We start from the raw sequence: 24048 nt of genomic DNA, 5'->3' as shown, positions 1-24048 counted from the left end.
GAGCCGAGGATCGCTTCCCACCCCCGATCGGCGGTCAGGGCGCGATCCGGGCGAGGTCCACCCGCGACCCGATGGTGAGCTTGCGGTAGATCTGCCGCAGGTGGAAGCCGACCGTGTGCGGCGAGATGAAGAGCTCTTTCGCGACCTGGCGGTTGGTCAGCCCGTCCGCGACGAGGCGGGCGACCTTCTGCTCGGTGCCGGTGAGGCTGTCCCAGCCGGTGCGCGGCCTGGGTTCGGGTTCGGGCTCGTCCGCGCGCCTCGTCGTGGTGCGGCGGCGCCGGACGCCGAGCCGCCGCAACGTGCGGCGCACTCGGGCGGAGTCGAGTTCGGCCTCGATCTCGTCGTACCCGGCCAGTGCGCGGTTGAGTTCCTCGACCGCCCGCTCACGGCAGGAGTCGAGGTGCACGGCGGCGATGTCCTCCGCGAGAGAGGCTCTCGTCCACGGGTCGGTGCAGCTGTCCCGCAGTTCCGCCAGCACGGCGACGTCCTGTTTCACCAGTGCGCTGCCATGTGCGGCCGCCACGACCACCGAGTCGTGCTTCGGGTTCACGCGGGCCAGGTCCTCGGCCGTGCTCACGAGCAGGCCGGCGAGGGCGTGGTCGTCGGCGGCCATGGCGGTGCGCACGCACCACGCGGTCGCCGTGGGCGCCTCCAGCAGGAGCTGGACGCGCAGGCCGGGGTCCTCCGCGAACGGGCGGATCTCGTCGATCGCCGCCGCTGGACCGTCGTTGGCCGCGGCCACCTGGCCCGCGATCAGCCGCAGCGTCACCGCGCACGGGTGGGACTGCCCGGCGGGGATCGACTCCTCGAGCCGGCGCAGTCCGTCGGTGGCCGTGACCAGGTCGCCCCTGCGGAGCGCGCACAGCACCAGCACCGCACCGAGTTGTGGCTGGAACAACGGCATCTCGGCGAGTTCGGACGCCGCGAGTCCGGTGGTCGCGGCGGCCTCGGCGGCGGCGAGATCCCCCTGGGCCAGCAGGACGGCCGCGCGCAGCGTGAGCGGGACCGACGTCATCACACCGGTTCCGTGCGCTTCCGCCGTGCCGCACGCCTCGTCCACCGCGGCCAGCGCCTCCTCGAGACGGCCGAGCCTGGTGAGGATCCAGACCTTCGTCCACAGTGGATCGCTCTGCCAGATCCTGGTCAGTTCGTCGCGCACGACCACGGCGGCGTCGGCGGCCTCGATCGCGGCGTCGAGGCCGCCCTCGCGCCAGCTCGCCATCGCCCGCACGGTGAACGCGGCGGCCAGCACGTCCGAGCTGTACTGGCAGGACTGCGCGAGCACCTGGTCCGCCATGCCGATCGCGGCGGTGAGGTTGTAGAGCGACAGGATGTTGAGCAGCAACAGTTCCGGCGACAGGTCGTGCCCGTGCGCGGCCGACTCGGTGACCTCCAGGCCGACCGTGCACACCGTCGTGGCGTCGCCGCGCAGCATCTGCGCGATGGTCTGCCAGGTGCGCAGCACGGACGCGGACTGCACGTGGCCCGGGTCGTCGGGGTGCAGCAGTTCGCGCGAGAGCTCCACGGCCTGGCTGAGCCTGCCCATCCGCACCAGTGCGGCGGCCGCCGTGACGCCCAGCGCCGTCCGGTTCGGCTCGCCCGGCTCGGTGATCCGCAGGCCGTTGATCGCGAGAGCGGCGGCGGCCTCCGGCGAGTCCGGCAGCAGGCTCTGCGCCGCCTCGTCGACCGCGCCGATGGCCCGCGCGTCCCCGGTTCGCGCGCAGTGCACCAGATGCACGGCGACGGACACGGCGTCCTGACGCTCACGGCCCTGCAGCATCGTGGCGGTCTGCCGGTGCAACGCCGACCGCATCGGTTCCGGCACGGAACCCAGCACGGCCCGCCAGACCGGTTCGCGGTGGAAGACGAACTCAGGCCCGCCCCCGCGCAGGAACCCGGCCGCCAGCGCCTCCCGCAACGGCCGCAGCAGCACGGCCACGGGCTCGCCCAGCATCTCCGCCAGGTCCTCCGGCGCGAAGCCGCTGCCGAGCACCGCCGCGACCTGGAGCACGTCCTGCGCCTGCGGCGACAGCCCGTGCAGCCGCTCGCCCATCATCCGCCGGAACGACGCCGGCAGCTGCCCGGCCGGTTCCGGTGACACCGCGCAGGCGATGCCGCGGTCCAGCGGGCCCGCCATCAGCCGGGCGACGCCGCCCACGACCTGGACGTCGTTGTCCCGCACCAGGTCCAGGACGACCTCGACGACCCCGGCCGGGGTTCCGCCGGCGCTGCCGACGAGCGAGGCGATGTCCGGGTCGGGTGCCGCGCCCAGCAGGTCGGCGGCGATGGCGAACGCCGCGTCGTCCGACAGCGGCGTGAGGGGCTCAAGCCAGTCGCACGGCAGAACGCGCGCCATGTCCTGCAGCATCTCGTTCGCGGCCGTGGCGAAGTGTTCGGCGTGCACGGTGAGAAGCCAGCACACGGGCAAGCCCTTGAGTTTGGCCATCACCGTGCTCACGGCGCCAAGGACTGACGGCGGTGTGCGGTGGGCGTCGTCGAGCGTGACGAGCACCGGGCCGTGCCGGAGCCGCTGGACCAGCCGCGGTTCGATCTGGGCGGTCAGCGCGCTCACGCTGTGGGGGCCGTCCGCCGGGAACACGCCCAGTGACAGGTCGATCGTGGAGAAGCCGCGGGCCGAGGCCAGTGCCACGCCCTCGGCCACCAGCCTGGTGTTGCCCGTGCCCGCCGGGGACGCCACCACGAGCATTCGCGCCTGCTGGGATTCCGCCGCCAGGATGAACCGTCTTATCCTCCGGGTTTCCTCGTCACGTCCGTGCAACGGGAGTGAGACGGGCAGATCAGCTGGGCGATCCCACGTGAGATTCTCGCCGAGAGGTGTGCACGACACTTGTTTTCCTGTCCTGTGAGCACAGTCGGGAACGATGCAAGTGAGGCATTCACAACCCTATGGCGAGAATCCGCCAATCAAGACGTGGGTTTCCTGTGGAAGTAATACGTGACGGCATCATTCGCGAACCTCCCCTTCCTCTTGGAGACTCGCGTGACGTCACCACGATGTCAACTCTCTTGACAGATCCAGCACATTCGGCAATCGGGTCGTCTCATTTCGCCGGCCCCACGCAGAACGATCGCCCCGCCCGGCGAAACCGAAATTTCACCGGGCGAGGCGATCGAGACCGTTGGCGTTCACATTCCCGTCAGCGCAGGGTCGCGGGCAGCACGCTCATCCGGCGGATCATCCACTCGGATTCCCACTCGAACGGTGTGGTGGTGCTCAACCGCGCTTCCGGGAAACGCCGCAGGAAGCCGCTCACCGCGATCTGGGCCTCCAGGCGCACCAGGGACGCACCGATGCAGTAATGCATGCCGAGACCGAACGAGAGATGGCCGTGTCCACCCCGCGCGGAATCGAAGCTGTCCGCCTCCTCCCCCGGTTCGCGGTTGGCCGCCGCGATGCTCACCTGCACGGGCGCGCCCTTGGGGATCAGGTATCCGCCGAGCTCGATGTCCTCCAGGGGGAAGCGCCAGGTCGGGTGCGGGAACGGCGGGTGCACGCGCAGTGCCTCCTCGATCCACGACTTGATCTCGTCCTCGGTCTTCGGCCGCTCCTCGACCGGCCGCCGCAACGCCTCGAAGAGCGAGGCCGAGATCAGGCTGCCCGTGGTCTCGTAGCCCGTGATGATCATGCCCAGCGTCCACACGATCACCTCGCCCTCGGTCACGGCGGCGTCGATGCCGTTGGAGGAGGCCAGGAGCCCGGTGATGACGCCGTCGCGCAGCGGCGCGGGGTCGGCCACCCAGCCCTCGACCGCCCCGTACAGCGCCCGCACGGCCAGCGTCCGGGCCTCGTAGTCCGACGAGTAGAGCATCACGTCGGTGATGCTGCGCAGCTGCCGTTCGGCCTCCTCCGGCAGCCCCAGCATCTCGGAGATGAACGCCAGCGGGATCTTGTGGGTGTAGTCGGTGACGACGTTGACCTCGTTGTCCCCCAGCACACCGCGCTGTTCGAGCTCGTCGAGGAAGCCCTCGACCTTGACGCTGACCCGCTCGCCCCACCTCTCGGTGTTGCGCGGGCTCAGCACGGGCGCGTGCAGGCGCCTGATCCGCGCGTGGTCCTCCCCGTCGCTCATGATCATCGCCCGCGCGTACTCCGGCGGCGGCTGGGAGCCGACCATCAGACCCGGCTGCTTCATGAACTCGGGCACGAGCGTGATGTCCTTGCCCATCTTCGGATGCGCGAGCGCGACCTTGACGAGCTCGCGGTCGCACACCACCCACGCGTGCCGGCCCAGGTACGGGATCCGCACGACCGGGGCCACCCGCGCGGCGGCGAGCAGCTCCGGCATGCAGTCGAACGGCCCGGGATCGATCGGCATGGTCGTCTCGGGGGCCTGCAGCCCCGTGTTCGTCGTCCCGTTCAACGTGCGGTACCTCCGGTCGGAATCTGGCCCTGGTGAACGACAGCGGACTCGATCAGGTCGGCGGCCCGCTGTGGTGCGTTGCTGTTGTTGAGGTCCACCGCGATCCGCGCGGCACGACGCCGGTAGCGCTCGTTCGCCCGCACGGTGGTCACGGCGGCACGCAGACTGGACTCGCTGACAGCACGGGGTTTCACGACCACGCCGACACCGGCGTACTCGACTCTCGCTGCCACGTCGGGGTTTTCCTCCGTGGCGGGCACGACGACCAGCGGCACCCCGTGCGCGAGAGCGGCGTTCACCCCGTTGTAACCGCCGTTGGTCATCATCACGTCCACGTGCGGCAGCAGGTGGTGGTACGGCACGAACCGTTCCATCCGGACGTTGCGCGGCAACGGAAGCAGTCGTTCCACGTCCAGTTTGCTGCCGGTGGTCAGCACGACGAGGACGTCCTCCTCGGCGAGAGCGCGCACGGCGGGCACCAGCATGCGTTCGACGTCGTTGGCCGTGGTGCCCTGCGTGATCAGGACGACAGGCCGGCCGTCGGCGAGCTCGTCCCACCACGACGGCGGGTCGAACCTCGCGGGCGGGACACCGAACAGCCCGCCGATGAAGTGGGTTCCCGCTGCGAGGTCCCTGCGCGGGAACTCGAAGGACGCCACCGATCCGACCAGGTAGAGGTCGGGGTGGCGGGAGATGTTCTCCATCGCCCTCGTCTTCAGGCGGGGCAGCCCGACCTGCGCGCGCACCCGGTCGGCCTCCGCGCGCAGGTCCCTCATCGACACCTGGTCGCCCAGGAACCTCAGCGCGGCGTTGCGCAGGCGGTTCCACGGGTTCGTGCTCGGCCCCAGGCCCATGCCGAGCGGCCCGGTGTCGCGGCTGCCCAGGATGTAGATGGAGTTGGCCAGCCAGACCAGCGGGATCCCGGTGCGCTCACTGGCGAAGCACGCGCCGTAGCACATGTCGTCGGACAGGATGCGGTCCGCGGGGAACCGGTCGAGGATCGCGAGGAGGTCCGCGAGCTGGCCCGGCGCGGTGCGGTAGAAGATGTCGCGGACACCGACCTTGAAGCTCTTCAACCCGGTCAGTCCGGCGTGCCCGGGGAAGGCCTCCTCCCGGCTGCGGCCGCCGAAGTCGAGTCCCTCGGTCATCGGCTCGAAGATCGCGCCGGTCCGTTCGACCTGCTCCCGGAAGGCCTCGCCGGTGTACCAGCGCACCTCGTGACCCCGGCGCGTCAGCTCGGTGGCTATCTCGAACAGGCTGACGACGTGACCTGGGGCCGGTGTCGTCGCGATCAGCACTCGGGTCAACGTCGCCTCCAACTCGGGGGTGGCCGCTGAACGGCTCGCGTCAGCATCACCCCGTTCGCGGCGGGGCCCGCCGTGTCGAGACAAACCCCGCTCACTTGAGTGGGGGAAGGTCGGGTTCCGCCCGTCTCGTTAGCTCCCACGGTCCCGCGAAGCCGTTCGCGACCGGCTCTGTCGGGGGATACGGGCGCACCGCCACCGCCCGAAGAATGGCGCTACTGGCACGGCCCGGACGAGACGAACTCGCTGGGACGCCTGGTGGGATCGCTCCCACGAGGCCACGCAAACCCCTCCATTCCTGCCCGCCCCTAGCGCACCGGAAGGAAGTCCGCGGTGACGACGCTGCAAGAGGTCAACGGGCTCGACGCCATCGGTGAGCGGAAGAAGGTCACCGTCATCGGCGCGGGTGTCGCCGGGCTGGTGACGGCCTACGAGCTGGAGCGCCTCGGCCACGAGGTCGAGATCATCGAGGCCAGTGACCGGATCGGGGGCCGCGTCCACACCCACCGCTTCACGGGCGAGGCCGGGCCGTTCGCCGAGCTGGGTGCGATGCGCATTCCTTCCGCGCACCGCCTGACCCTGCACTACATCGCGGAACTGGGCCTGCAGGACCAGGTCATGCCGTTCCACACCATCTTCTCGGACGACGCCGCGTACCTGCCGAGCTCGTCCGGCTACCTCCGGGTGCGGGACGCGCACGACGTGCTGCTCAACGACTTCGCCTCCGGGGTGCCCGCCGGCCGCTACCGCGACGGCACCCTGTTGTTCGGCGCCTGGCTGGACGCGACCATCCGGGCCATCGCGCCCCGCCAGTTCTACAACGGCATGCACGGCGAGATCGGCGTCGGCCTGCTCGACCTCGTCGACCAGGTCGACATGACGCCGTACCGCCGCGGCCACAACGGCACGATGATCGACCTGCACGCCTTCTACGCGGGCAACCCGCGCATCCGTTCGCTGGTGCCGGCTCACCTGGAGCGCTTCCTCGACGACGTCCTGGACGAGACCAGCTCCGACATCGTGCGGCTGCGCGACGGCATGGACCTCATCCCCCGCAGCCTCGCGGCCCGCCTGCTCGGCCGCGTCACCGTCGGGCAGGCGGTCACCGGGATCGAGGTCCGCGACAAGGCCGTGGTCCTGAACCTGAGGCAGGGCACCAGGTCCTTCACCAAGACCTGCGACTACGTGGTGTGCACGGTGCCGTTCACGGTGCTGCGCGGGATGCGTCTCAGCGGGTTCGACGACGAGAAGCTCGACATCATCCACGAGACGAAGTACTGGCCCGCCACGAAGGTCGCGTTCCACTGCCGTGAGGCGTTCTGGCACGAGGACGGCATCCGCGGCGGCGGTTCGTTCACCGGCGGGCACGTCCGGCAGACCTACTACCCGCCCGTCGACGGCGATCCGGCGCACGGCGCGGTGATGCTCGCCAGCTACAGCATCGGTCCCGACGCCGACGCGCTCAGCTCCCTCAGCGAGCAGGAGAGGATCGCGCTGATCACGCGGGAGCTCGGCGTGATGCACCCGGAGCTGCGCAAGCCCGGCATGGTCCTCGGCGTCGCCACGAAGGCGTGGGGCGAGCACCAGTGGTCTCTCGGCGCGGCGACGATCCGCTGGGAGCAGGACTCCGCGTTGCGGGAGGCACAGCGCCGGGAGGCGACGAGGCCGCAGAAGGGTCTTTTCTTCGCCGGGGAGCACTGCTCGTCGAAGCCCGCGTGGATCGAGGGCGCGATCGAGTCGGCGATCGACGCGGCGCACGAGATCGAGTGGTGCGAACGGCGCATCCCCGTCCGGCGGCTGCCGCAGACGGAGAAGTCCGCATGAGCGTCTTCGACCTGCCCCGGCTGCACTTCCGCGGTGTCGCCTCCACGCGCCTGCCCACGGGACCCCGCAACGGCATGGTGGACCTGGCGACGAACACGGCCCTCACCGCGCAGGGCGAGCCGTTCCCCGTGCACCGCCCACCTGCCGAGTACCACGCGCACCTCGACGAGACCGGCCCCCGTTACGACAGCTCGGGCAGCGAGACGCCCGGCGGAGCGTTCAGCGGCGCCAAGGGCCGTGACTTCGCCGGCAACGGGCACTTCTCGATCAACGCGCACGTCGTGAGCACCGAGCGCGTGGCGGGTGAGGTCGACATCACGGACCCCGTGGTGGGCCGCGCGGTCGACTTCTGGGGGCACTACAACGAGTACCTCGCGACCACGGTCAACCGTGCGCGGATCTTCGACGTGGACCCCGCCTCGGACTGGACGACGACGCTCATGGTCGGCCAGCTCGGCTTCGGCCGTGACGGCCGGTCGCACGACGTCGGGTACATGGCGACCGGTGCGGTCAAGGGGTTCTCGCCGCCGCGCTGGCACACCACCGGTCGCGGGTGCGGCCACTGGCAGCTGGGCCGCTCGGTGGTGCACCAGTTCGTCGTCACCGACGAGGACCTGCGCTGGCTAGGCGAGGCGGACGCGTCCCCGGTCACCGAGCTGCTCAGGGAGTCCAGGACGGGCGGTCTCGTCGTGCAGTTCGCGCTCGACGGCCAATCCGCCCCGCAGGCACCGGACCAGCCCTCGCAGTGGCGGCTGCACGGCACGATCGCACCGTGGCGGCCCCACGAGCCGCGCACGTACCCCGCCGGCAGGCTGCTCGTGCCCGACCGCACCACGCGCAACCGGCTGGGCAACCTCACCGTCGGGACCGCGCACGGTCACGTCGTCCTGAACATGATCACGGCGCCCGCACCGGCGGCCGCGGCCAGGGACCTCGAACTGCGCACGGTCCGCGACGACCGGCTCGTGGCCCGGATTCCCTCAGAGGCCTACACCGAGGACGCGGTTCTCACCGCCGGCGTGGTCACGGTGCCCGGCCTGCTGTCCGAAGTGGACATCGCGGCCGACGCACTGCGACTGGTCGCCTCCGACGGCGTGCTTCTGCTGCGGGAGCAGGAGATCAATCTCCAGGTCGACGACGCGAGCGTGTTCGCCGAACACCCCCGGACCGCGGGCGACGCCGAGCACGACGTCGAGGTGGAGGTGCGGTCGTTCGTCCGGGGCCGTCCCGGCGCGGTGCGGGACATCGCGCTCCGCCAGTTCGCGAACCCGGCCGCCCGTCCCCTCGATCCAGCCGACGTCATCGTCTCGCTGGACGACGTGCTGCACACCGACGACACGGGGCACGGCCGATTCACCCTGCGCGGCAGGACGGCCGGAACCGCACGCGTTCTGCTGACGACCGAGTCCGTGCCCGCCGAACTCGACTACGACAACGACGACAAGCTCGGCTTCTGGTCCGGCGCGGGCTATCTGACCGTGCGCGTGCTGCCGGACTCCTGGCACCTCGACGAGGTCGAGCACGCCGACTACGACCTGGTGTACCGCGAGGTCTTCGCCTACTACGAACACCTCTTCTCCTTCATGGACAAGGAGGTGTTCAGCCTCGCGAACCGCAGCCGCACCGAGACCTACGCCAAGCTGATCTGGCAGATGTGCGACCCGCAGAACAAGTCCAAGACCTACTACATGCCGCCGACCAGGGACCTCTCCGAGCCGAAGGCGCGGCTGCTGCTGAAGTTCCTCAGAGGACAACAGGTCCCCGACCACCTGCTGCTGCCGGCCGAGACGACCGTGCCCGTGCGCAACCGGATCGCGACGCGCGGCCGGTTGGTCGAGGTGCTCCGCGAAGCAGCGCTCATCGAACTGGCCGTCATGCTCCAGTACCTCTACGCGGCCTACTCGGTGCCGACCTACGGTGCCGGGGCGGAGTACGTGCGGCTGGGTCTGTGGACGCCCGAACAGCTCCAGCTCGCCTGCGGTGACGGCGGCGAGACGCTCGACGAGGGCATCCGGAGCATGCTGCTCGGCATCGCCCGCGAAGAGATGATCCACTTCCTGCTGGTCAACAACGTCATCATGGCGCTGGGCGAGCCGTTCCACGTGCCGATGGCCGACTTCGGCACCATCAACCACGAACTGCCCGTGCCGCTGGACTTCGCGCTGGAACGGCTGGGTCTGGGCAGTGTCGAGCGCTTCACCCAGATCGAGAAGCCGGAGCACCAGGTCAGCGATCTGCGGCCACGTGACGGTGAGACTCCGCCGGATCGTCAGGACCACGGCTACGCGTCGTTGAGCGAGCTGTACGCCGACATCCGCGAGGCCCTGCAGCAGATCCCGGACCTGTTCCTGGTCGACAAGGGCCGAGGCGGCGGCGAGCACCACCTGTTCCTGCGCGAGTCGATCAACCACGAGCACCCCGACTACCAGCTGGAGGTCGACGACCTCCCGAGCGCCCTGTACGCGATCGACGTGATCACCGAGCAGGGCGAGGGCGGGGTGCTGGACCCCGACGCCGTCGAGGACTCGCACTACACGTCGTTCCTGCTGATCGGCGAGCTGCTGCGCAAGGCGCCGGTGACGGGCCCGCACGGCGAGCTGTGGAACCCCGCGTACCCGGTCGCCCGCAACCCGTCGCTGAACCCGGCGAGCCCGGCCGCCGAGACGATCACGGATCCGGACGCCCGCACGGTCATGCAGATCTTCAACGAGTCGTACTCCATGGCGTTGCAGCTCATGGCCCAGCACTTCGGCGAACGCCCGGACGCGAGCCTGCGCCGCTCGGACCTGATGAACGCGGCCATCGACATCATGGCCGGGCTGATGCGCCCGCTGGCCGAACTGCTGGTGACGCTGCCGTCCGGCCGTCGGGGCACGACAGCCGGGCCCTCGTTCGAACTGTCCGAGGTGCCCGCCACCATCCCGCGACCGGACGTGGCGCGGCGGGCGATCGCGTTGCGGCTGGACGAGATCGCCGCCCAGTGCGCCAAGTGCGCCCTGGTGCCCGCACGGGTGGGCGAGCTGAGCACGTTCTGGGCGGATTACTTCCGTGCACAGGCAGGGAGGTGACATGACGCCGTTCAGCCTGCAGGGCTGGCCGATGGACGACATCGCCGACCCGTACCCGGTCTACCGCCGGTACCGCGAAGCCCGGTCCGTGCACGAAGGCGCGGACGCGTTCTACGTCTTCGGCTACGACGACGTGGTGAAGGTGCTGTCCGACCGCGACTTCGGCCGGGTGGCACGCTCCACCGAGGACGGTATTCCGGTCTCGCTGCCGGTGCCGCCGGAGTTCGCCGTGCTGCGCACCGTCGTGGAGAACTGGCTGGTCTTCCTCGACCCGCCCGAGCACACGCGGCTGCGTTCGGCGCTGCAGAAGGAGTTCTCGGCCGGCGTCGTCACCGCGCTGCGCCCCCGCATCGCCCGCATCGCCCACGACCTGCTCTCCCGGCTGGCAGGCGAGGCGGACCTCGTCGGCGGCTTCGCGGCGCCGTTCCCGATCATGGTGATCTGCGAGCTCCTCGGGGTTCCGGCACAGGACCACGAACAGCTGCGCGACCTCGCGGTGGCGTTGCAGGGAGCCAGCAGCACCCGCACGGGTTCGTCGCGGTTCATCGACGCCGAGGACGCCGCACGCGAGCTCGACGCCTACTTCCGAGACCAGGCAGAGCAACGGTTGCCGGGTGAGCGCGACCTGATCGCGTTGATGGCCGGCATCCCGCTCAGCACTGAACGCATCGTCGGTACCTGCGTCCATCTCCTGACCGCGGGACACGAGACCACGACCAACTCGCTGGCCAAGGCAGCGCTGATCTTGCGCGCACACCCCGAGCTGGTCGCCGACCTGCGCGACCACCCGGACCTCGTGCCCACCGCCGTGGAGGAGCTGCTCCGCTACGACCCGCCGGTGCAGGCGGTGACGCGCTGGGCCCGGCAGGACGCGGTCGTCGGCGGTACCGCCATCCCGGCCGGCAGCCGCGTGATCGCGTTGCTCGGCTCGGCGAACAGGGACCCGGCCCGCTTCCCCCGCCCGGACGTCGTGGACGTGCACCGGCCCGCGGACCGGCACCTCGGGTTCGGCATCGGCATCCACTACTGCCTCGGCGCGACCCTCGCCCGCGCCGAGCTGGAGATCGGCCTGCGCGCGCTGCTGGACGGCCCGCGCGGCTGGGAACGCGCGGCCTGCCACGTCGAGTACGCCGCCGACATGGTCTTCCACGGCCCGGCACGACTCCTGCTCGACCTGACCGACAGCCTGGAAGGGACGCACCCGTGACATCGCAGACCGACGCCGTCGGCGGCAAGTACGACCAGTTCGCGCAGGCCGGTACGACCGAGGCACTGGGCGGCAACATCCACGCCGGCTACTGGGACTCGGGCGCCGAGCACGTGCCGATGGCGGCGGCGACCGACCGGCTCACCGACCTGGTGGCCGAACGACTCGCCCTGCGCCCCGGTGACCGAGTGCTCGACGTGGGCTGTGGCAACGGTTTTCCGGCCATGCGCATCGCCGAGACCCACGACGTGCACGTCACCGGCATCACGGTGTCGCAGCAGGAGGTGGACCGCGCGACCGAGCTCGCGGCGGGCTCCGAGCGCGTCGCGTTCCGGCTCGCGGACGCCGCCTCCCTGCCCGACGACCTCGGCACGTTCGACGCCGTCTTCGCGATCGAGTCGTTGCTGCACCTGTCCGACCAGGCGGCGGCTCTGGCGCGGTTGCGCCGGTTCGTCCGGCCCGGCGGACGGCTGGTCGTCGCGGACCTGTGCCAGCGCGAGCCGTTCACCGGTGCGGGCGAGGCGGTGCTGGCCGGGATGGTCCGCACGCTGGAGATCGCCGGGATCAACTCGGAGCAGGAGCACCGGGCGGGTCTGGAGAAGGCCGGCTGGGACCTGGTGGAGCTGCTCGACATCGGTGAGAACGTGCGGCCCAGCTACGCGCAGGCGGCCGAGGCGTTCCGGCGGATCGCCGACACGGCACCGCCCTTCGCCGCCGCGGACATCATCACGGCGGCCGAGCTCATGGCGGCGTTCGGGGAGAACCCGAGCAGCGGCTACGTCCTGATCACCGCGCAGCGGCCGTAGAGGGGAGTGCTCGCCATGACGGCCCAGCTCAACCCGCCCACGACCCTGCGCACCCGCGGGAACGCCTCCCACCTGCACCGCATCGCCCTGTCCGCCGCGACCCGCCAGGGCGCGCACATGCGCACCGAGGACGTCCGGGCCTGGCTCGCGCAACGGCGCCACGCCAACGTCCTCACCGTCGAACGCGTCCCGTTCGCCGACCTCGACCAGTGGCACTTCGTGCCGTCCACCGGCGACCTCGCGCACGCCAGCGGCCGATTCTTCACGATCGAGGGCCTGCACGTGGTCGAACACGACGGCCCGCACGGCGACGGCCCCTACCGCGAGTGGCAGCAGCCGGTCATCAGGCAGCCCGAGGTCGGCATCCTGGGCATCCTGTGCAAGGAGATCGACGGCGTCCTGCACTTCCTGATGCAGGCCAAGATGGAGCCCGGCAACCCGAACCTGGTGCAGCTCTCCCCCACCGTCCAGGCGACCCGCAGCAACTACACCGGCGCGCACGGCGGGTCGAGCGTGAAGCTGCTGGAGCACTTCGCGGACCTCGACCGCGAGCAGGTCGTCGTGGACGTCCTGCAGGCCGAGCAGGGTTCGTGGTTCTTCCGCAAGTCCAACCGCAACATGATCGTCGAGACGAGCGCGGACATCGCTCAGGACGAGGACTTCCGCTGGCTCACGCTCGGGCAGATCGCGGAGCTGCTGCACGAGGACGAGACGGTGAACATGAACGCGCGCAGCGTTCTGTCCTGTCTTCCCTACTACGACCCGAATCCCGGCGCGTTGCACTCGGACGTCCAGCTGCTGTCGTGGTTCACCGGCGAACGGGCGCGCCACGACGTGCGGACCACGCGCATCCCGCTGGCGTCGGTGGAGGGCTGGAAGCGCGGGCCCGACGCCGTCGAGCACGAGGACGGCCGGTACTTCAAGGTCGTGGCCGTCGCCGTGCGGGGCAGCAACCGGGAGCGGGTCAGCTGGACCCAGCCGTTGCTGGAGTCGGTCGACATGGGTGTCTCGGCGTTCCTGGTGCGTGATTTCGGTGGTGTGCGGCACGTGCTGGTGCACGCCCGCGCCGACGGCGGCTTCCTCGACACCGTCGAGCTGGCGCCCACCGTGCAGTGCACGCCGCGCAACTACGAGCACCTCCCTGCCTCTCAGCGTCCCGCGTTCCTCGACGTGGTGCTCCAGGCCGGTGAGCGCATCCGTTACGAGGCCGTGCATTCCGAGGAGGGCGGCCGGTTCCTGAACACCCGGTGCCGCTACCTGATCGTCGAGGCCGACGCGCAGGTGCCTTCCGAACCACCGCGCGGCTTCGTCTGGGCGACGCCCGCGCAGCTCACCACGCTGGCGCGGCACGGCCATTACCTCAACGTGGAGGCGCGCACGCTGCTGGCGTGCCTGAACGCCGCCTCCGCCTGGCCTCGGGGAGTCGTGTGATGGCAACGGTGACCGTGCTCGGCGCGACGGGCTTCATCGGCTCGGCCGTGCTGAGAACCCTGGCACGCCAGGAGATCCACCTGCGTGCCGTCGCGCGCAAACCGGCCGAGGTGCCGCCCGGTCCGGCCCAGGTCGAGGTCGTCACCGCCGACCTGACCGACCGCGACGCGCTCGCGAACGCGGTCGAGGGCTCGGACGCCGTGGTCTACCTGCTGCTCGGCGACGGCGGCTGGCGCGCGGCCGAGGAGGGCTCCGCGGAGCGCGTGAACGTCGGTGTCATGGCGGATCTCCTGGAGCTGCTGGGTGACGACGTGGTGCTCGTCTACGGCGGTGCCGCGTCCCAGGTCGGTGTGCCGCAACGGGAACCGCTGAACGGCACCGAACCGGACAGGCCCGAGACCGCGTACGACCGGCAGAAGCTGCGCGCGGAACGACTGCTGCTGAGGGAAAGCCGGGTGCGCGGCGTCAGCCTGCGCCTGCCGACCGTCTTCGGGGAGAGCACGCCCGGCGGTGGCCACGACCGGGGTGTCGTGTCCGCGATGGTGAACAGGGCGCTCGACGGCCAGCCGCTGACGATGTGGCACGACGGCACGGTGCGTCGTGATCTGGTCCACGTCGACGACATCGCCGTCGCGTTCGCCGCCGCTCTGGAACACGCCGACGCGTTGGCCGGCAGGCACTGGCTGCTCGGCGCCGGCCGGGGCGACGCTCTCGGTGACGTGTTCCGGCTGATCTCCGGCATCACCTCCGAGCACACCGGGGCGCCGCCGGTCGAGGTCACCTCGGTCCAGGCACCCTCGCACGCCCCCGTGACCGACTTCCGCAGCGTGACGATCGACTCCTCGGCGTTCCGTGCCGTCACCGGCTGGCGCCCGGAGATCCCGCTGGGGGAAGGGATCCACCGAACCGTCGCAGCTCTCGCCCGAAAGGCTCGCCCATGACCACGCGCGTGTGGGACTACCTGCTCGAGTACCAGAACGAACGGGCCGACATCCTCGACGCCGTCGAGAAGGTGTTCAACTCCGGGCAGCTCGTGCTCGGCGCGAGCGTGCAGGGGTTCGAGGAGGAGTTCGCCGCCTACCACGGCCTCGCGCACTGCGTCGGCGTCGACAACGGCACGAACGCGATCACCCTCGGCCTCCAGGCGCTCGGCGTCGGCCCGGGCGACGAGGTGATCACGGTGTCGAACACCGCGGCGCCGACCGTGATCGCGATCCACAACGCGGGCGCCACGCCGGTGTTCGTCGACGTCCGCGAGGAGGACTTCCTCATGGACACCACGCAGGTCGAAGCGAAGATCACCGAGCGCACCCGGTGCATCGTGCCCGTGCACCTCTACGGGCAGTGCGTGGACATGGCCGCGGTGAAGGCGATCGCGGACAAGCACGGCCTGAGCGTGCTGGAGGACTGCGCGCAGGCGCACGGCGCCCGTCAGCACGGCAGGATCGCCGGCTCGGCCGGTGACGTGGCGGCGTTCTCCTTCTACCCCACCAAGGTCCTCGGCGCGTACGGCGACGGCGGCGCGGTGCTGACCCCGCACGACACCGTGGCCGCCCAGCTGCGGAGGCTGCGCTACTACGGCATGGACAAGATCTACTACACGGTCCAGACGCCGGCGCACAACAGCCGCCTCGACGAGGTCCAGGCGGAGATCCTGCGGCGCAAGCTGACCCGGCTCGACACCTACGTCGCCGGACGGCAGGCCGTGGCACGCCGGTACGAGGAAGGCTTGCAGGACACCGACCTCAGGCTGCCCACGACGAACGACGGCAACGAGCACGTCTACTACGTCTACGTCGTGAGGCATCCGAAGCGCGACGAGATCATCGAACGCCTCAAGTCGTACGACATCCACCTGAACATCAGCTACCCGTGGCCCGTGCACACGATGAGCGGCTTCGCCCACCTCGCCGAACGCACCGGCTCGTTGCCCGTCACCGAGGCCCTGGCCGGCGAGATCTTCTCGCTGCCGATGTACCCGTCGCTGTCCCCGGACCTGCAGGACAAGGTCATCCACGCGCTGCGCCAGGTCCTGGCCACGCTCTGAGATCGCAGGAGCCCCCATGAAAGTCCGCACGCTCGCAGTCGAAGGCGCGCTGGAGTTCACCCCGCAGGTGTTCGGCGACGAACGGGGCCGGTTCCTCTCCCCGTTCCAGGAGTCCGCGTTCGCCCAGGCGCACGGCGCCCCGCTCTTCCCGGTGCGGCAGACGAACCACAGCGTGTCGGCCCGCGGGGTGGTCCGGGGCATCCACTACACGACGACTCCCCCCGGCTGTGCGAAGTACGTCTACTGCGCGGCCGGCGCGGCGATCGACATCGTCGTCGACATCCGGGTGGGCTCGCCGACGTTCGGCCGGTGGGACTCGGTGCTGATGGACCAGAACCACCACCGCACCCTGTACTTCCCGGTCGGCGTGGGGCACGCGTTCATCGCTCTCGAGGACAACACCGTGATGTCGTACATGGTGTCGAGCAGCTACGTGGCGGCCAACGAGCTCGCCCTCGACGTCCTCGACCCGGCCCTCGGACTGCCCGTCCCGAAGGACGTCCCGCCGATCCTGTCCGAAAGGGACGGTGTGGCGATCCGCCTAGCCCAGGCGAAGGCCGAGGGCCTGCTGCCCGACTACGAACTCTGCCGGCGGATCGAGCAGGACCTCACGCAGCCCGTCTCCCTCTGACACCCAGGAGAAAGCCAGTCATGACCCAGACCCTCCCGCAGCCGCACGAAGTCGGCGCGCTCTACGACAAGCTGACCCTGAGCGCGATGCGCGACGGCAGCTTCAACACCAACGTGCACATCGGTTACTGGGACTCGCCCGACTCCACGGCCACGATCGACGAGGCGATGGACCGGCTCACGGACGTGTTCATCGAGCACCTCCAGGTCGGCGAGTCGTCCCACGTGCTCGACCTGGGCTGCGGTGTCGGTGGTCCCGGCCTGCGGCTCGCGGGGAAGACCGGTGCGCGGGTCACCGGCGTGAGCATCAGTGCGGAGCAGGTCAAGACCGCCAACAAGCTCAGCGCCGAGAGGGGCCTCGCCGCCAGGGCGGTCTTCGAGCACGCCGACGCGCTGGACCTGCCGTTCCGCGACGGCTCGTTCGACGCGGTGATGGCGCTGGAGTCGATCTGCCACATCCCCGACCGGGACCGGGTCTTCCGCGAGATCTTCCGCGTCCTCAAGCCCGGCGGCCGGGTCGTGCTGACCGACATCTTCGACCGCTACCCGCACAAGGAGGTCCGCAGCCCCGGCATCGACAAGTTCTGCCGCGACCTCATGTGCACCACGGCCGACATCGACGACTACGTGCCGATGCTGCACCGGGCGGGCCTGCGGCTGCACAGCATCCTCGACATCACCGAGCAGAGCACGCTGCGCCTCGCGGACGAGATCGAGAAGCTGGGCGGCTTCGAGGACCGGCCCGTGGCGATGGACGAGGGCAACTTCGCGTTCGACGAGGACGCCTTCAAGCCGGGTGACCTGACCGGCGCCGACGACTTCGGCTGCCTGCTGGCCGTCGCGGTCCGTCCCTGAACGCACCGACCCGGCAGGGCGGCCCCGGCCGCCCTGCCCTCTCCTGCAACGAAAGGCGCGGACACGATGGAACAGACCGACGTGCTGGTCGCGGGTGGTGGCCCGGTCGGGATGGCGCTGGCGATCGACCTGACGTACCGCGGGATCAGCTGCGTGGTGGCCGAGGCCGGTGACGGCACCGTCCGCCACCCCAAGGTGAGCACGATCGGTCCGCGTTCGATGGAACTGTTCCGGCGCTGGGGAATCGCGGACGCGATCCGCGACGCGGGCTGGCCGTCGGACCACCCGCTGGACATCGCCTGGGTGACCAAGATCGGCGGTCACGAGCTGCACCGCTACCGGCGGGGCACGGCCGCGGACCGCCCGGTCTTCCAGCACACCCCGGAACCCGACCAGATCTGCCCGGCGCACTGGCTCAACCCCGTGCTGGCCAGGGCGACCGGCGCACCGTTGCGGCTGCGGACCTCGCTCAGCGACGTGACGCAGACCGGCGACCACGTGCACGCCGTGCTCACCGATCTGGACACCGGTGCGCGGAAGGAGGTCCGGGCGCGGTACCTGGTCGCGTGCGACGGCGCGTCGTCCCCGATCCGGCAGGCGTGCGGCATCGACTCCCCCGCGCGGTTCCAGCCCCAGATCTTCCGCAACGTCCTGTTCCGCGCCCCGGAACTGCGGGCCCGGCTCGGCGACGACACCGCGCTGGTGCACTTCCTCGTCCGCTCGCCGGTGCTGCGCTTCCCGTTGCGGTCCCTGGACGGCGACGCGTTGTTCAACATGGTCGTCGGCGTCGAGGACGAGCACGCGGAACGAGCCGACGCGCTCTCGTTGATCCGCGACGCGATCGCGTTCGAGACGCCGATCGAGGTGCTGAGCGACGGCGACTGGCACCTCACCCACCGCGTCGCCGACCGCTACCGGCACGGCCGCGTGTTCCTCGCGGGCGACGCCGCGCACACCCTGTCCCCCTCCGGCGGTTTCGGCCTCAACACAGGCATCGCCGACGCGGCTGACCTGGGCTGGAAGATCGCCGCCACCCTCGACGGCTGGGCCGGTCCGGGCCTGCTCGACAGCTACGAGGCAGAACGCCGGCCGATCGCCGAGGAGAGCCTGCGCGAGGCCAACACGAACCTGCGGCGCACGATGGAGCGCGAGGTCCCGCAGGAGATCGACCTCGACGGCCCCGACGGCGAGGAAGCCCGCAGGGCCATGGCCGAACGGCTCGCGTCGAGCGGCGCGCACCGCGAGTTCGACGCTCCGGAGATCCACTTCGGACTCCGCTCCCGCTCGCCGGTGATCGTCGACGACCCCGGTCAGTCGAAGGACATCACCGTGGACGCGGCGTGGCGGCCCGGCGGCGAACCGGGCAGGCGGGCGGCGCACGCGTGGTGGGACGCCACGACGTCCACTTTGGACCTCTTCGGGCTCGGCTTCGTCCTGCTCCGGTTCGGCGCGGACGACCGGCTCGCGCGTTTCGAGGCCGCGTTCGCCGAACGCGGTGTGCCCCTGAGCGTGCACCACAGCGACGACGACGAACTGGCCAAGCTCTACGACCGCACCTTCGTCCTGGTCCGCCCGGACGGCCACGTGGCGTGGCGGGGTGACGCGCTTCCGGACGACCCGGCGACGCTCGCCGACACGGTGCGCGGAGCCGCGCTGCGGGCACCCCTGGCCGAGATGCCCACGACGCCCGCCTCCGTCGACTCGCTGCCCGCGGTGCTGGCGGCGGGCCGGGTCGCGCCGGTCGTCACCGTCGACTACTTCGGCGGCACGAACTGGGTGGTGTGCGACCCGGACCTCGCCCGCGCCGCGTTGCTGGACCCCCGGCTCAGCAAGGACATGGCGCTCGCACCGGAGTGGATGCGGATCCCCGGCGCGATGCTCGGCGCCCAGCCCCGCGCCGAGGTCGCCAAGGCCATGGTGATGAGCGAGGGCGCGGAGCACACCCGGATCCGGCGCCTGCACGCGAAGTTCTTCACGCCCCGCAAACTCGGCGAGTGGGGAGAACGGATCACGAAGCTCGCCGACGGGCTGCTCGACGACCTCGCGGCGGAGGAAGGCGAGATCAACCTCGTCGACCGCTTCACCTTCCCGCTGCCGCTGGGGTTCTTCAGCGAGCTGATCGGCGTGCCACCGCACCTGAGGCCCGCGCTGCGCGAGGTCACCGACGACATCATCTACTCGCAGGACCAGGACGAGCGCGCCGCCGGGGTGGGCGGACTCGCCGGCACGGTCGCGCGGTGGGCCGCCGAGGGGAACGTGCTGGAGCAGGGGTTCGTCACCGACCTGCTGGCGGCGCGGGCCGAGGACTCGGTCAGCCTCAACGAGGTCGTGACGTGGACGACGGGCCTGATCATGGCGGGCTACGAGTCGACGGCGAGCCTGATCGCCTCCTCCATCCACGAGGCGCTGCGCCGGCCGCCCGCCGAACGTCCCCGCACCGACACCGAGATCAGCGACTGGGTCGAGGAGACCCTGCGCGTGCAGCCGCCGCTGCCGCACGCGACCTGGCGGTTCGCCACCGAGGACGTCGAACTGGGCGGCTACCTGATCCCGAAGAGCGCGCCGGTGCAGGTGAACCTCGCCTCGGCCAACCGCTGTCCGCACCGCACCGCCGGGGACGAGTTCGCGCCCGGGACCGGGGGCGACAACGTCAGCTTCGGTCTCGGCCGGCACCTGTGCCTCGGCGCGCCCCTGGCCCGGCTGGAGGCCAGGATCGCCCTCGGCGCGTTCCTCACCCGCTTCCCGCACGCCCGCCTGAGCACGACGAGCGAGGTGCGGTGGGAGTCCGACTGGATCATCCGCCGCATCAGCGCCCTGCCCGTCGTGCTGTCGCCCGCCTAGGAGGAACGAGATGGACCACGAAGGACCGGACGACTCGGTGAGCCAGATGCTGGTGCTGCTGCGCGCCGCCCACCTGCTGCGGGCGGCGGTGCTCCTCGACCTGGCGGACACGCTGGAGGACGACCCGCTGTCCGTGCCGGACCTGGCCGCCCGCACCGGCACCGATCCCGGAGTGCTGAGCAGGCTGCTGGCAGCCCTCACGAGTTTCGGCGTGTTCACGCTGGCGGAGGACGGCCGGTACGCACACACGGCGCTCTCACGGACGATGTGCTCGACGCACCCGGTGGGCCGCATCCTCACGCAGGACCTGAAGGCCGACGCCAACTGGCAGGCGTGGAGCAACCTCGCCGCCGCCGCGCGGGAAGGCCGCGGCCCGTTCCAGGTCGTGCACGGCACCGACTTCTACAGCTACCTCAGCGAGCACGAACCCGAACGCGCCGCGGACTTCCACCAGGCCATGAGCAACGCCACCGAAGAGGACAACGGGGACGTGGTCGCCGCGCTGGGCCTGCCCTCGACGGGACTGGTGGTCGACGTCGGCGGCGGCCGCGGCACGTTGCTGCGCGACGTCCTGCGCGCCGCGCCGGAGCTGAACGGGGTGCTGTTCGACGTCGAAGGGGTCATCGCGGACGCTCTGCCCGAGCTCGTCAGCGACCCGCTGGCGTCGCGGTGCGAGACCGTCGCCGGGAACGCGCTGGAGTCCGTTCCCGAGGGCGCCGACCTGTACCTGCTGCGGTTCATCCTGCACAACTGGGGCGACGACGACTGCGTGCGCATCCTGAAGTCCTGCGCGGGGGCCGCACGACCGGGTTCCCGGGTCGTCGTGGTCGAGGTGTTGCTGGAGAAGACGCCCGACGCCTACACCGCGATGGCCGACATGGGGATGTTCGTGCTGTTCGGCAGTCAGGAACGCACGGAGGCCGAGTACGCGAGCCTGTTCGAACGAGCGGGGCTCGAGTACCGCGGTTCGACGGCGACCGGCTCGCTGCACCTGTTCGAAGCCGTGGCCCGCTAGCGGGTGGGAACGTCGGCCGTGCGTCCCACCCGCCGACGTCCCCACCCGTCAGAACAACTCGCCCAGCACCAGCAGCCCCGCGCCGACGGGCACCAGGTCGGGACCGTAGGACGTGACGCTCACGTCCACGTCCGGCATCGCCCGGAGGTAGAGGTCGGGCGACTGGAGCACCCTCCGTCCACTCAGGACGATCTGATCGAGGTCCAGCAGTTGCACGAGGTTCGCCACCGCCGCGCCGAGCACGCGTGCCGCCTCGACCCCGGTGGCGGCCGCGTGCACGGCCTCGACGCACCCGCGCCGTCCGCAGACGCACAGCGGGCCGTCCAGCTGGATCGTGGTGTGCCCGAACTCGCCCGCGCCCGACCGTGCGCCGCGATGCACTTCTCCTCCGAGGAGCAGTCCCACGCCCAGACCGGTGCCCACGAACACGAGCGCCGCGTCCTGGAGCGGTCTGCGCCACGCCTCGGCGAGCACGGCGGCGTTGGTGTCCTTGTCCACGACGACCGGGAGCCCGAGCCGGTCCTCGGCCAGCGCCTTCAACGGCACCGAGGACCAGCCCGGCAACCCGTGCGGCGACACCACCCCGCCGCGGTGCTCCAGCGGGCCGGCGATGCCGATGCCGAGCCCGAGCACCTTCTCCCCCGCCCCGACCAGCGGCTCCAGGGCGGCGAGCACGTCGTCCGGCGTGAACATCGGGGGCAGCGGCACGACCGAGGCCGACACCACCTCGCCGGTCAGGTCGAGCTCGACCACGCGCAGCTCGTCGCGGTCGACGTAGGCGCCGTACGCGCACGCCCCGCCGGCCGCGAGCCGCAACGCCATCCGGGGCTTGCCGCGGCCGCCGTCGCGCACGGCCCCGGTCTCCTCCAGCAGGCCGGCCGACATGAGCCGCGCCACGATCTTCGAGATCGCCTGCGGGGTCAGTCCGGCCTCTTCCGCGAGGGAAGCCCTGCTCAGCGCCCCGGAACGGACGAGCCTGAGCACTGTCCTGTCGTTGTGCGAGCGGAGCGAGGTGAGGTCCACGGTCGCAATTATTCAACAGCGTTGCTTTAATCGGAAGCATGACTCGAGTCGGACTTCTGGGCTACGGCATCGCGGGGCGGGTCTTCCACGCCCCGCTGATCACCTCCACGGAGGGCATGGACCTCGTCGCGATCGTGACGGCGAACCCGGAGCGGCAGGCGCAGGCCCGTGCCGCGCACCCGGACGCGAAGATCGTCACCGCCGACGAGCTGTTCGAGCTGGACCTCGACCTGGTCGTCGTGGCCACGCCGAATAAGACGCACGTCGACTACGCGAAGCGAGCCATCGCCAAGGGTGTCGCGGTCGTCGTCGACAAGCCGTTCGCGCCGACGTCCGCCGAGGCCGCCGAGCTCGTGGCCGCCGCGCAGGCCGCCGGGGTGCCGCTCACGGTCTTCCAGAACCGCCGCTGGGACAGCGACTTCCTGACCGTTCGCAAGATCACCGGACGGCTGGGCGAGGTCCGGCGGTTCGAGTCCCGCTTCGAGCGCTGGGTGCCGGAGATCTGGGACAACTGGCGTGAGTCCGGCGCGCCCGAGGAGGCCGGCGGCCTGCTCTACGACCTCGGCGCGCACCTCGTCGACCAGGCGTTGCAGCTGTTCGGGCCGGTGCGAACCGTCTACGCGGAACTCGACCGCCGCCGCCCCGGCGCCCAGGTGGACGACGACGTGTTCGTCGCGTTGACGCACGAGAACGGCGTCCGCTCCCACCTGTGGGCCAACGCGCACGCGGCTCACCACGGGCCCAGGTTCCGCCTGCTCGGCAGCGAGGGCGCGTTCGAGATCAGCGGCCTCGACGAGCAGGAGGACGCGCTCGGCGCGGGCCGCCGCCCGACCGGTCCCGGCTGGGGCCACGAGGACCGCACCGGCCGGCTCGGCCTCCTCGGCGAGACGACCGAGATCACCGTCGAACCCGGCGCGTACCAGGACTTCTACGCTGAGCTGCAGGCCGGCCGCGTCCCCGTCGACCCCGCGGGCGCCGTGCTCGCACTGCGGGTCATCGAGGCCGCTTTCCTTTCCGCACGCGAGAACCGGGTGGTGTCCCTGTGAGCCCTACCAGTGAGGAACTGCTCGCCCAGGAGCGGCGGCTGCAGTTCGCCCGCTTCGGCAACGACGTCGCGATCGAACTCGGCCTGCACCTGCTCGACGCGGCCCGCGAACAGGGCCTGCCGATCGCGATTTCGGTGCAGCGCAACGGGCACCGCCTCTTCCACGCCGCGCTGCCCGGCACCGCGCCGAACAACGACCGGTGGCTGGAGCGCAAGGCCCGTGTCGTCGAGCTGTTCGGCCACAGCTCGTTCCAGGTCGGCACGGAGTTCCGCGAGAAGGGCACGACGTTCGAGGCGGAGTCGCGCCTGGACCCGGACCTGTACGCGGCGCACGGCGGCGTCTTCCCGATCATCCTGCGCGGGACCGGCCCGGTCGGCACCGTCGGCGTCTCCGGACTGCCCCAGGCCGAGGACCACGCGTTCGTCGTCACCCAGCTGGAATCATTCCTGAACGCCCGCGAGGCGTAATAGCACGAATAGTCGTCGGTACAAAATCGAGCAATCACCCGCCAGTATCACCAAGAGGCGTAACGTTGTATTGACACACACCACTTCGAGTGGATTTTCCCC

General features: G+C 70.8%; 17 protein-coding genes. 13 read left to right on the top strand and 4 right to left on the bottom strand.

The window, feature by feature from the left end:
- Window positions 1–34 precede the first annotated feature (34 nt).
- The 3 genes from IEY88_RS00780 to IEY88_RS00770 all read right to left on the bottom strand — a co-directional run bounded on the left by IEY88_RS00780 (window position 35) and on the right by IEY88_RS00770 (window position 5680).
- On the bottom strand, window positions 35–2707 hold the full coding sequence (locus tag IEY88_RS00780; protein ID WP_189152596.1) for a helix-turn-helix transcriptional regulator: 2673 nt from the start codon (window positions 2705–2707) through the stop codon (window positions 35–37).
- Window positions 2708–3158: 451 nt separating this feature from the next.
- On the bottom strand, window positions 3159–4382 hold the full coding sequence (locus IEY88_RS00775) for a cytochrome P450 (RefSeq protein ID WP_229692974.1): 1224 nt from the start codon (window positions 4380–4382) through the stop codon (window positions 3159–3161).
- Complete coding sequence (locus IEY88_RS00770; protein WP_189153469.1) at window positions 4379–5680, bottom strand: glycosyltransferase; 1302 nt, start codon at window positions 5678–5680, stop codon at window positions 4379–4381. The genes IEY88_RS00775 and IEY88_RS00770 overlap by 4 nt, the downstream gene beginning before the upstream one ends.
- A 339-nt stretch (window positions 5681–6019) precedes the next feature.
- Here IEY88_RS00770 and IEY88_RS00765 point away from each other — a divergent pair, with 339 nt between their 5' ends.
- The 11 genes from IEY88_RS00765 (at window position 6020) to IEY88_RS00710 (ending at window position 21410) form a co-directional block, all read left to right on the top strand.
- Window positions 6020–7510, top strand: coding sequence for a flavin monoamine oxidase family protein (locus IEY88_RS00765; protein ID WP_229692973.1), 1491 nt, complete (start codon window positions 6020–6022; stop codon window positions 7508–7510).
- A complete protein-coding gene (locus tag IEY88_RS00760; RefSeq protein WP_189152595.1) occupies window positions 7507–10578 on the top strand; it encodes a ferritin-like domain-containing protein in 3072 nt (1023 codons plus the stop codon). Before IEY88_RS00765 ends, IEY88_RS00760 begins: the two co-directional genes overlap by 4 nt.
- A gap of 1 nt (window position 10579) precedes the next feature.
- Complete coding sequence (locus IEY88_RS00755; protein WP_189152594.1) at window positions 10580–11785, top strand: cytochrome P450; 1206 nt, start codon at window positions 10580–10582, stop codon at window positions 11783–11785.
- Window positions 11782–12591: an SAM-dependent methyltransferase gene (locus IEY88_RS00750; protein WP_189152593.1), complete on the top strand. Its 810-nt coding sequence runs from the start codon at window positions 11782–11784 to the stop codon at window positions 12589–12591. The genes IEY88_RS00755 and IEY88_RS00750 overlap by 4 nt, the downstream gene beginning before the upstream one ends.
- A 15-nt stretch (window positions 12592–12606) precedes the next feature.
- Window positions 12607–14022 carry an NDP-hexose 2,3-dehydratase family protein gene (locus tag IEY88_RS00745; protein ID WP_189152592.1) on the top strand — a complete coding sequence of 472 codons (1416 nt, stop codon included), beginning with the start codon at window positions 12607–12609 and terminating at the stop codon, window positions 14020–14022.
- Window positions 14022–14963 (top strand): NAD-dependent epimerase/dehydratase family protein, encoded by a 942-nt coding sequence (locus tag IEY88_RS00740; RefSeq protein ID WP_189152591.1) that lies wholly within the window; start codon window positions 14022–14024, stop codon window positions 14961–14963. The genes IEY88_RS00745 and IEY88_RS00740 overlap by 1 nt, the downstream gene beginning before the upstream one ends.
- Window positions 14960–16069: a DegT/DnrJ/EryC1/StrS family aminotransferase gene (locus IEY88_RS00735; protein WP_189152590.1), complete on the top strand. Its 1110-nt coding sequence runs from the start codon at window positions 14960–14962 to the stop codon at window positions 16067–16069. Before IEY88_RS00740 ends, IEY88_RS00735 begins: the two co-directional genes overlap by 4 nt.
- A 16-nt stretch (window positions 16070–16085) precedes the next feature.
- Complete coding sequence (locus tag IEY88_RS00730) at window positions 16086–16700, top strand: dTDP-4-dehydrorhamnose 3,5-epimerase family protein (RefSeq protein WP_189152589.1); 615 nt, start codon at window positions 16086–16088, stop codon at window positions 16698–16700.
- Between the two features lie 20 nt (window positions 16701–16720).
- On the top strand, window positions 16721–17554 hold the full coding sequence (locus IEY88_RS00725) for an SAM-dependent methyltransferase (protein WP_189152588.1): 834 nt from the start codon (window positions 16721–16723) through the stop codon (window positions 17552–17554).
- Between the two features lie 66 nt (window positions 17555–17620).
- A complete protein-coding gene (locus tag IEY88_RS45250) occupies window positions 17621–20395 on the top strand; it encodes a cytochrome P450 (protein WP_308425947.1) in 2775 nt (924 codons plus the stop codon).
- Between the two features lie 10 nt (window positions 20396–20405).
- Window positions 20406–21410, top strand: coding sequence for a methyltransferase (locus IEY88_RS00710; RefSeq protein ID WP_189152587.1), 1005 nt, complete (start codon window positions 20406–20408; stop codon window positions 21408–21410).
- 48 nt (window positions 21411–21458) lie between these two features.
- Here the strand turns inward: IEY88_RS00710 and IEY88_RS00705 are convergent, their stop codons facing one another.
- A complete protein-coding gene (locus IEY88_RS00705) occupies window positions 21459–22433 on the bottom strand; it encodes an ROK family transcriptional regulator (RefSeq protein ID WP_229692972.1) in 975 nt (324 codons plus the stop codon).
- Between the two features lie 38 nt (window positions 22434–22471).
- Here IEY88_RS00705 and IEY88_RS00700 point away from each other — a divergent pair, with 38 nt between their 5' ends.
- Together IEY88_RS00700 and IEY88_RS00695 are read left to right on the top strand one after the other, a co-directional pair.
- Window positions 22472–23479: a Gfo/Idh/MocA family protein gene (locus IEY88_RS00700; RefSeq protein ID WP_189152586.1), complete on the top strand. Its 1008-nt coding sequence runs from the start codon at window positions 22472–22474 to the stop codon at window positions 23477–23479.
- Complete coding sequence (locus IEY88_RS00695; protein ID WP_189152585.1) at window positions 23476–23946, top strand: heme-degrading domain-containing protein; 471 nt, start codon at window positions 23476–23478, stop codon at window positions 23944–23946. Before IEY88_RS00700 ends, IEY88_RS00695 begins: the two co-directional genes overlap by 4 nt.
- Window positions 23947–24048 lie beyond the last annotated feature (102 nt).

The sequence above is a fragment of the Lentzea pudingi genome, from assembly GCF_014646255.1.
Taxonomy (GTDB): domain Bacteria; phylum Actinomycetota; class Actinomycetes; order Mycobacteriales; family Pseudonocardiaceae; genus Lentzea; species Lentzea pudingi.
This window is presented reverse-complemented; position numbering and strand designations above follow the sequence as displayed.

Coding starts and splice junctions, on each gene's coding strand:
- IEY88_RS00725 (WP_189152588.1), top strand. CDS start 16,721: ATGACCCAGACCCTCCCGCAGCCGCACGAAGTCGGCGCGCTCTACGAC.
- IEY88_RS00755 (WP_189152594.1), top strand. CDS start 10,580: ATGACGCCGTTCAGCCTGCAGGGCTGGCCGATGGACGACATCGCCGAC.
- IEY88_RS00730 (WP_189152589.1), top strand. CDS start 16,086: ATGAAAGTCCGCACGCTCGCAGTCGAAGGCGCGCTGGAGTTCACCCCG.
- IEY88_RS00780 (WP_189152596.1), bottom strand. CDS start 2,707: ATGCTCGTGGTGGCGTCCCCGGCGGGCACGGGCAACACCAGGCTGGTG.
- IEY88_RS00760 (WP_189152595.1), top strand. CDS start 7,507: ATGAGCGTCTTCGACCTGCCCCGGCTGCACTTCCGCGGTGTCGCCTCC.
- IEY88_RS00740 (WP_189152591.1), top strand. CDS start 14,022: ATGGCAACGGTGACCGTGCTCGGCGCGACGGGCTTCATCGGCTCGGCC.
- IEY88_RS00745 (WP_189152592.1), top strand. CDS start 12,607: ATGACGGCCCAGCTCAACCCGCCCACGACCCTGCGCACCCGCGGGAAC.
- IEY88_RS45250 (WP_308425947.1), top strand. CDS start 17,621: ATGGAACAGACCGACGTGCTGGTCGCGGGTGGTGGCCCGGTCGGGATG.
- IEY88_RS00735 (WP_189152590.1), top strand. CDS start 14,960: ATGACCACGCGCGTGTGGGACTACCTGCTCGAGTACCAGAACGAACGG.
- IEY88_RS00710 (WP_189152587.1), top strand. CDS start 20,406: ATGGACCACGAAGGACCGGACGACTCGGTGAGCCAGATGCTGGTGCTG.
- IEY88_RS00700 (WP_189152586.1), top strand. CDS start 22,472: ATGACTCGAGTCGGACTTCTGGGCTACGGCATCGCGGGGCGGGTCTTC.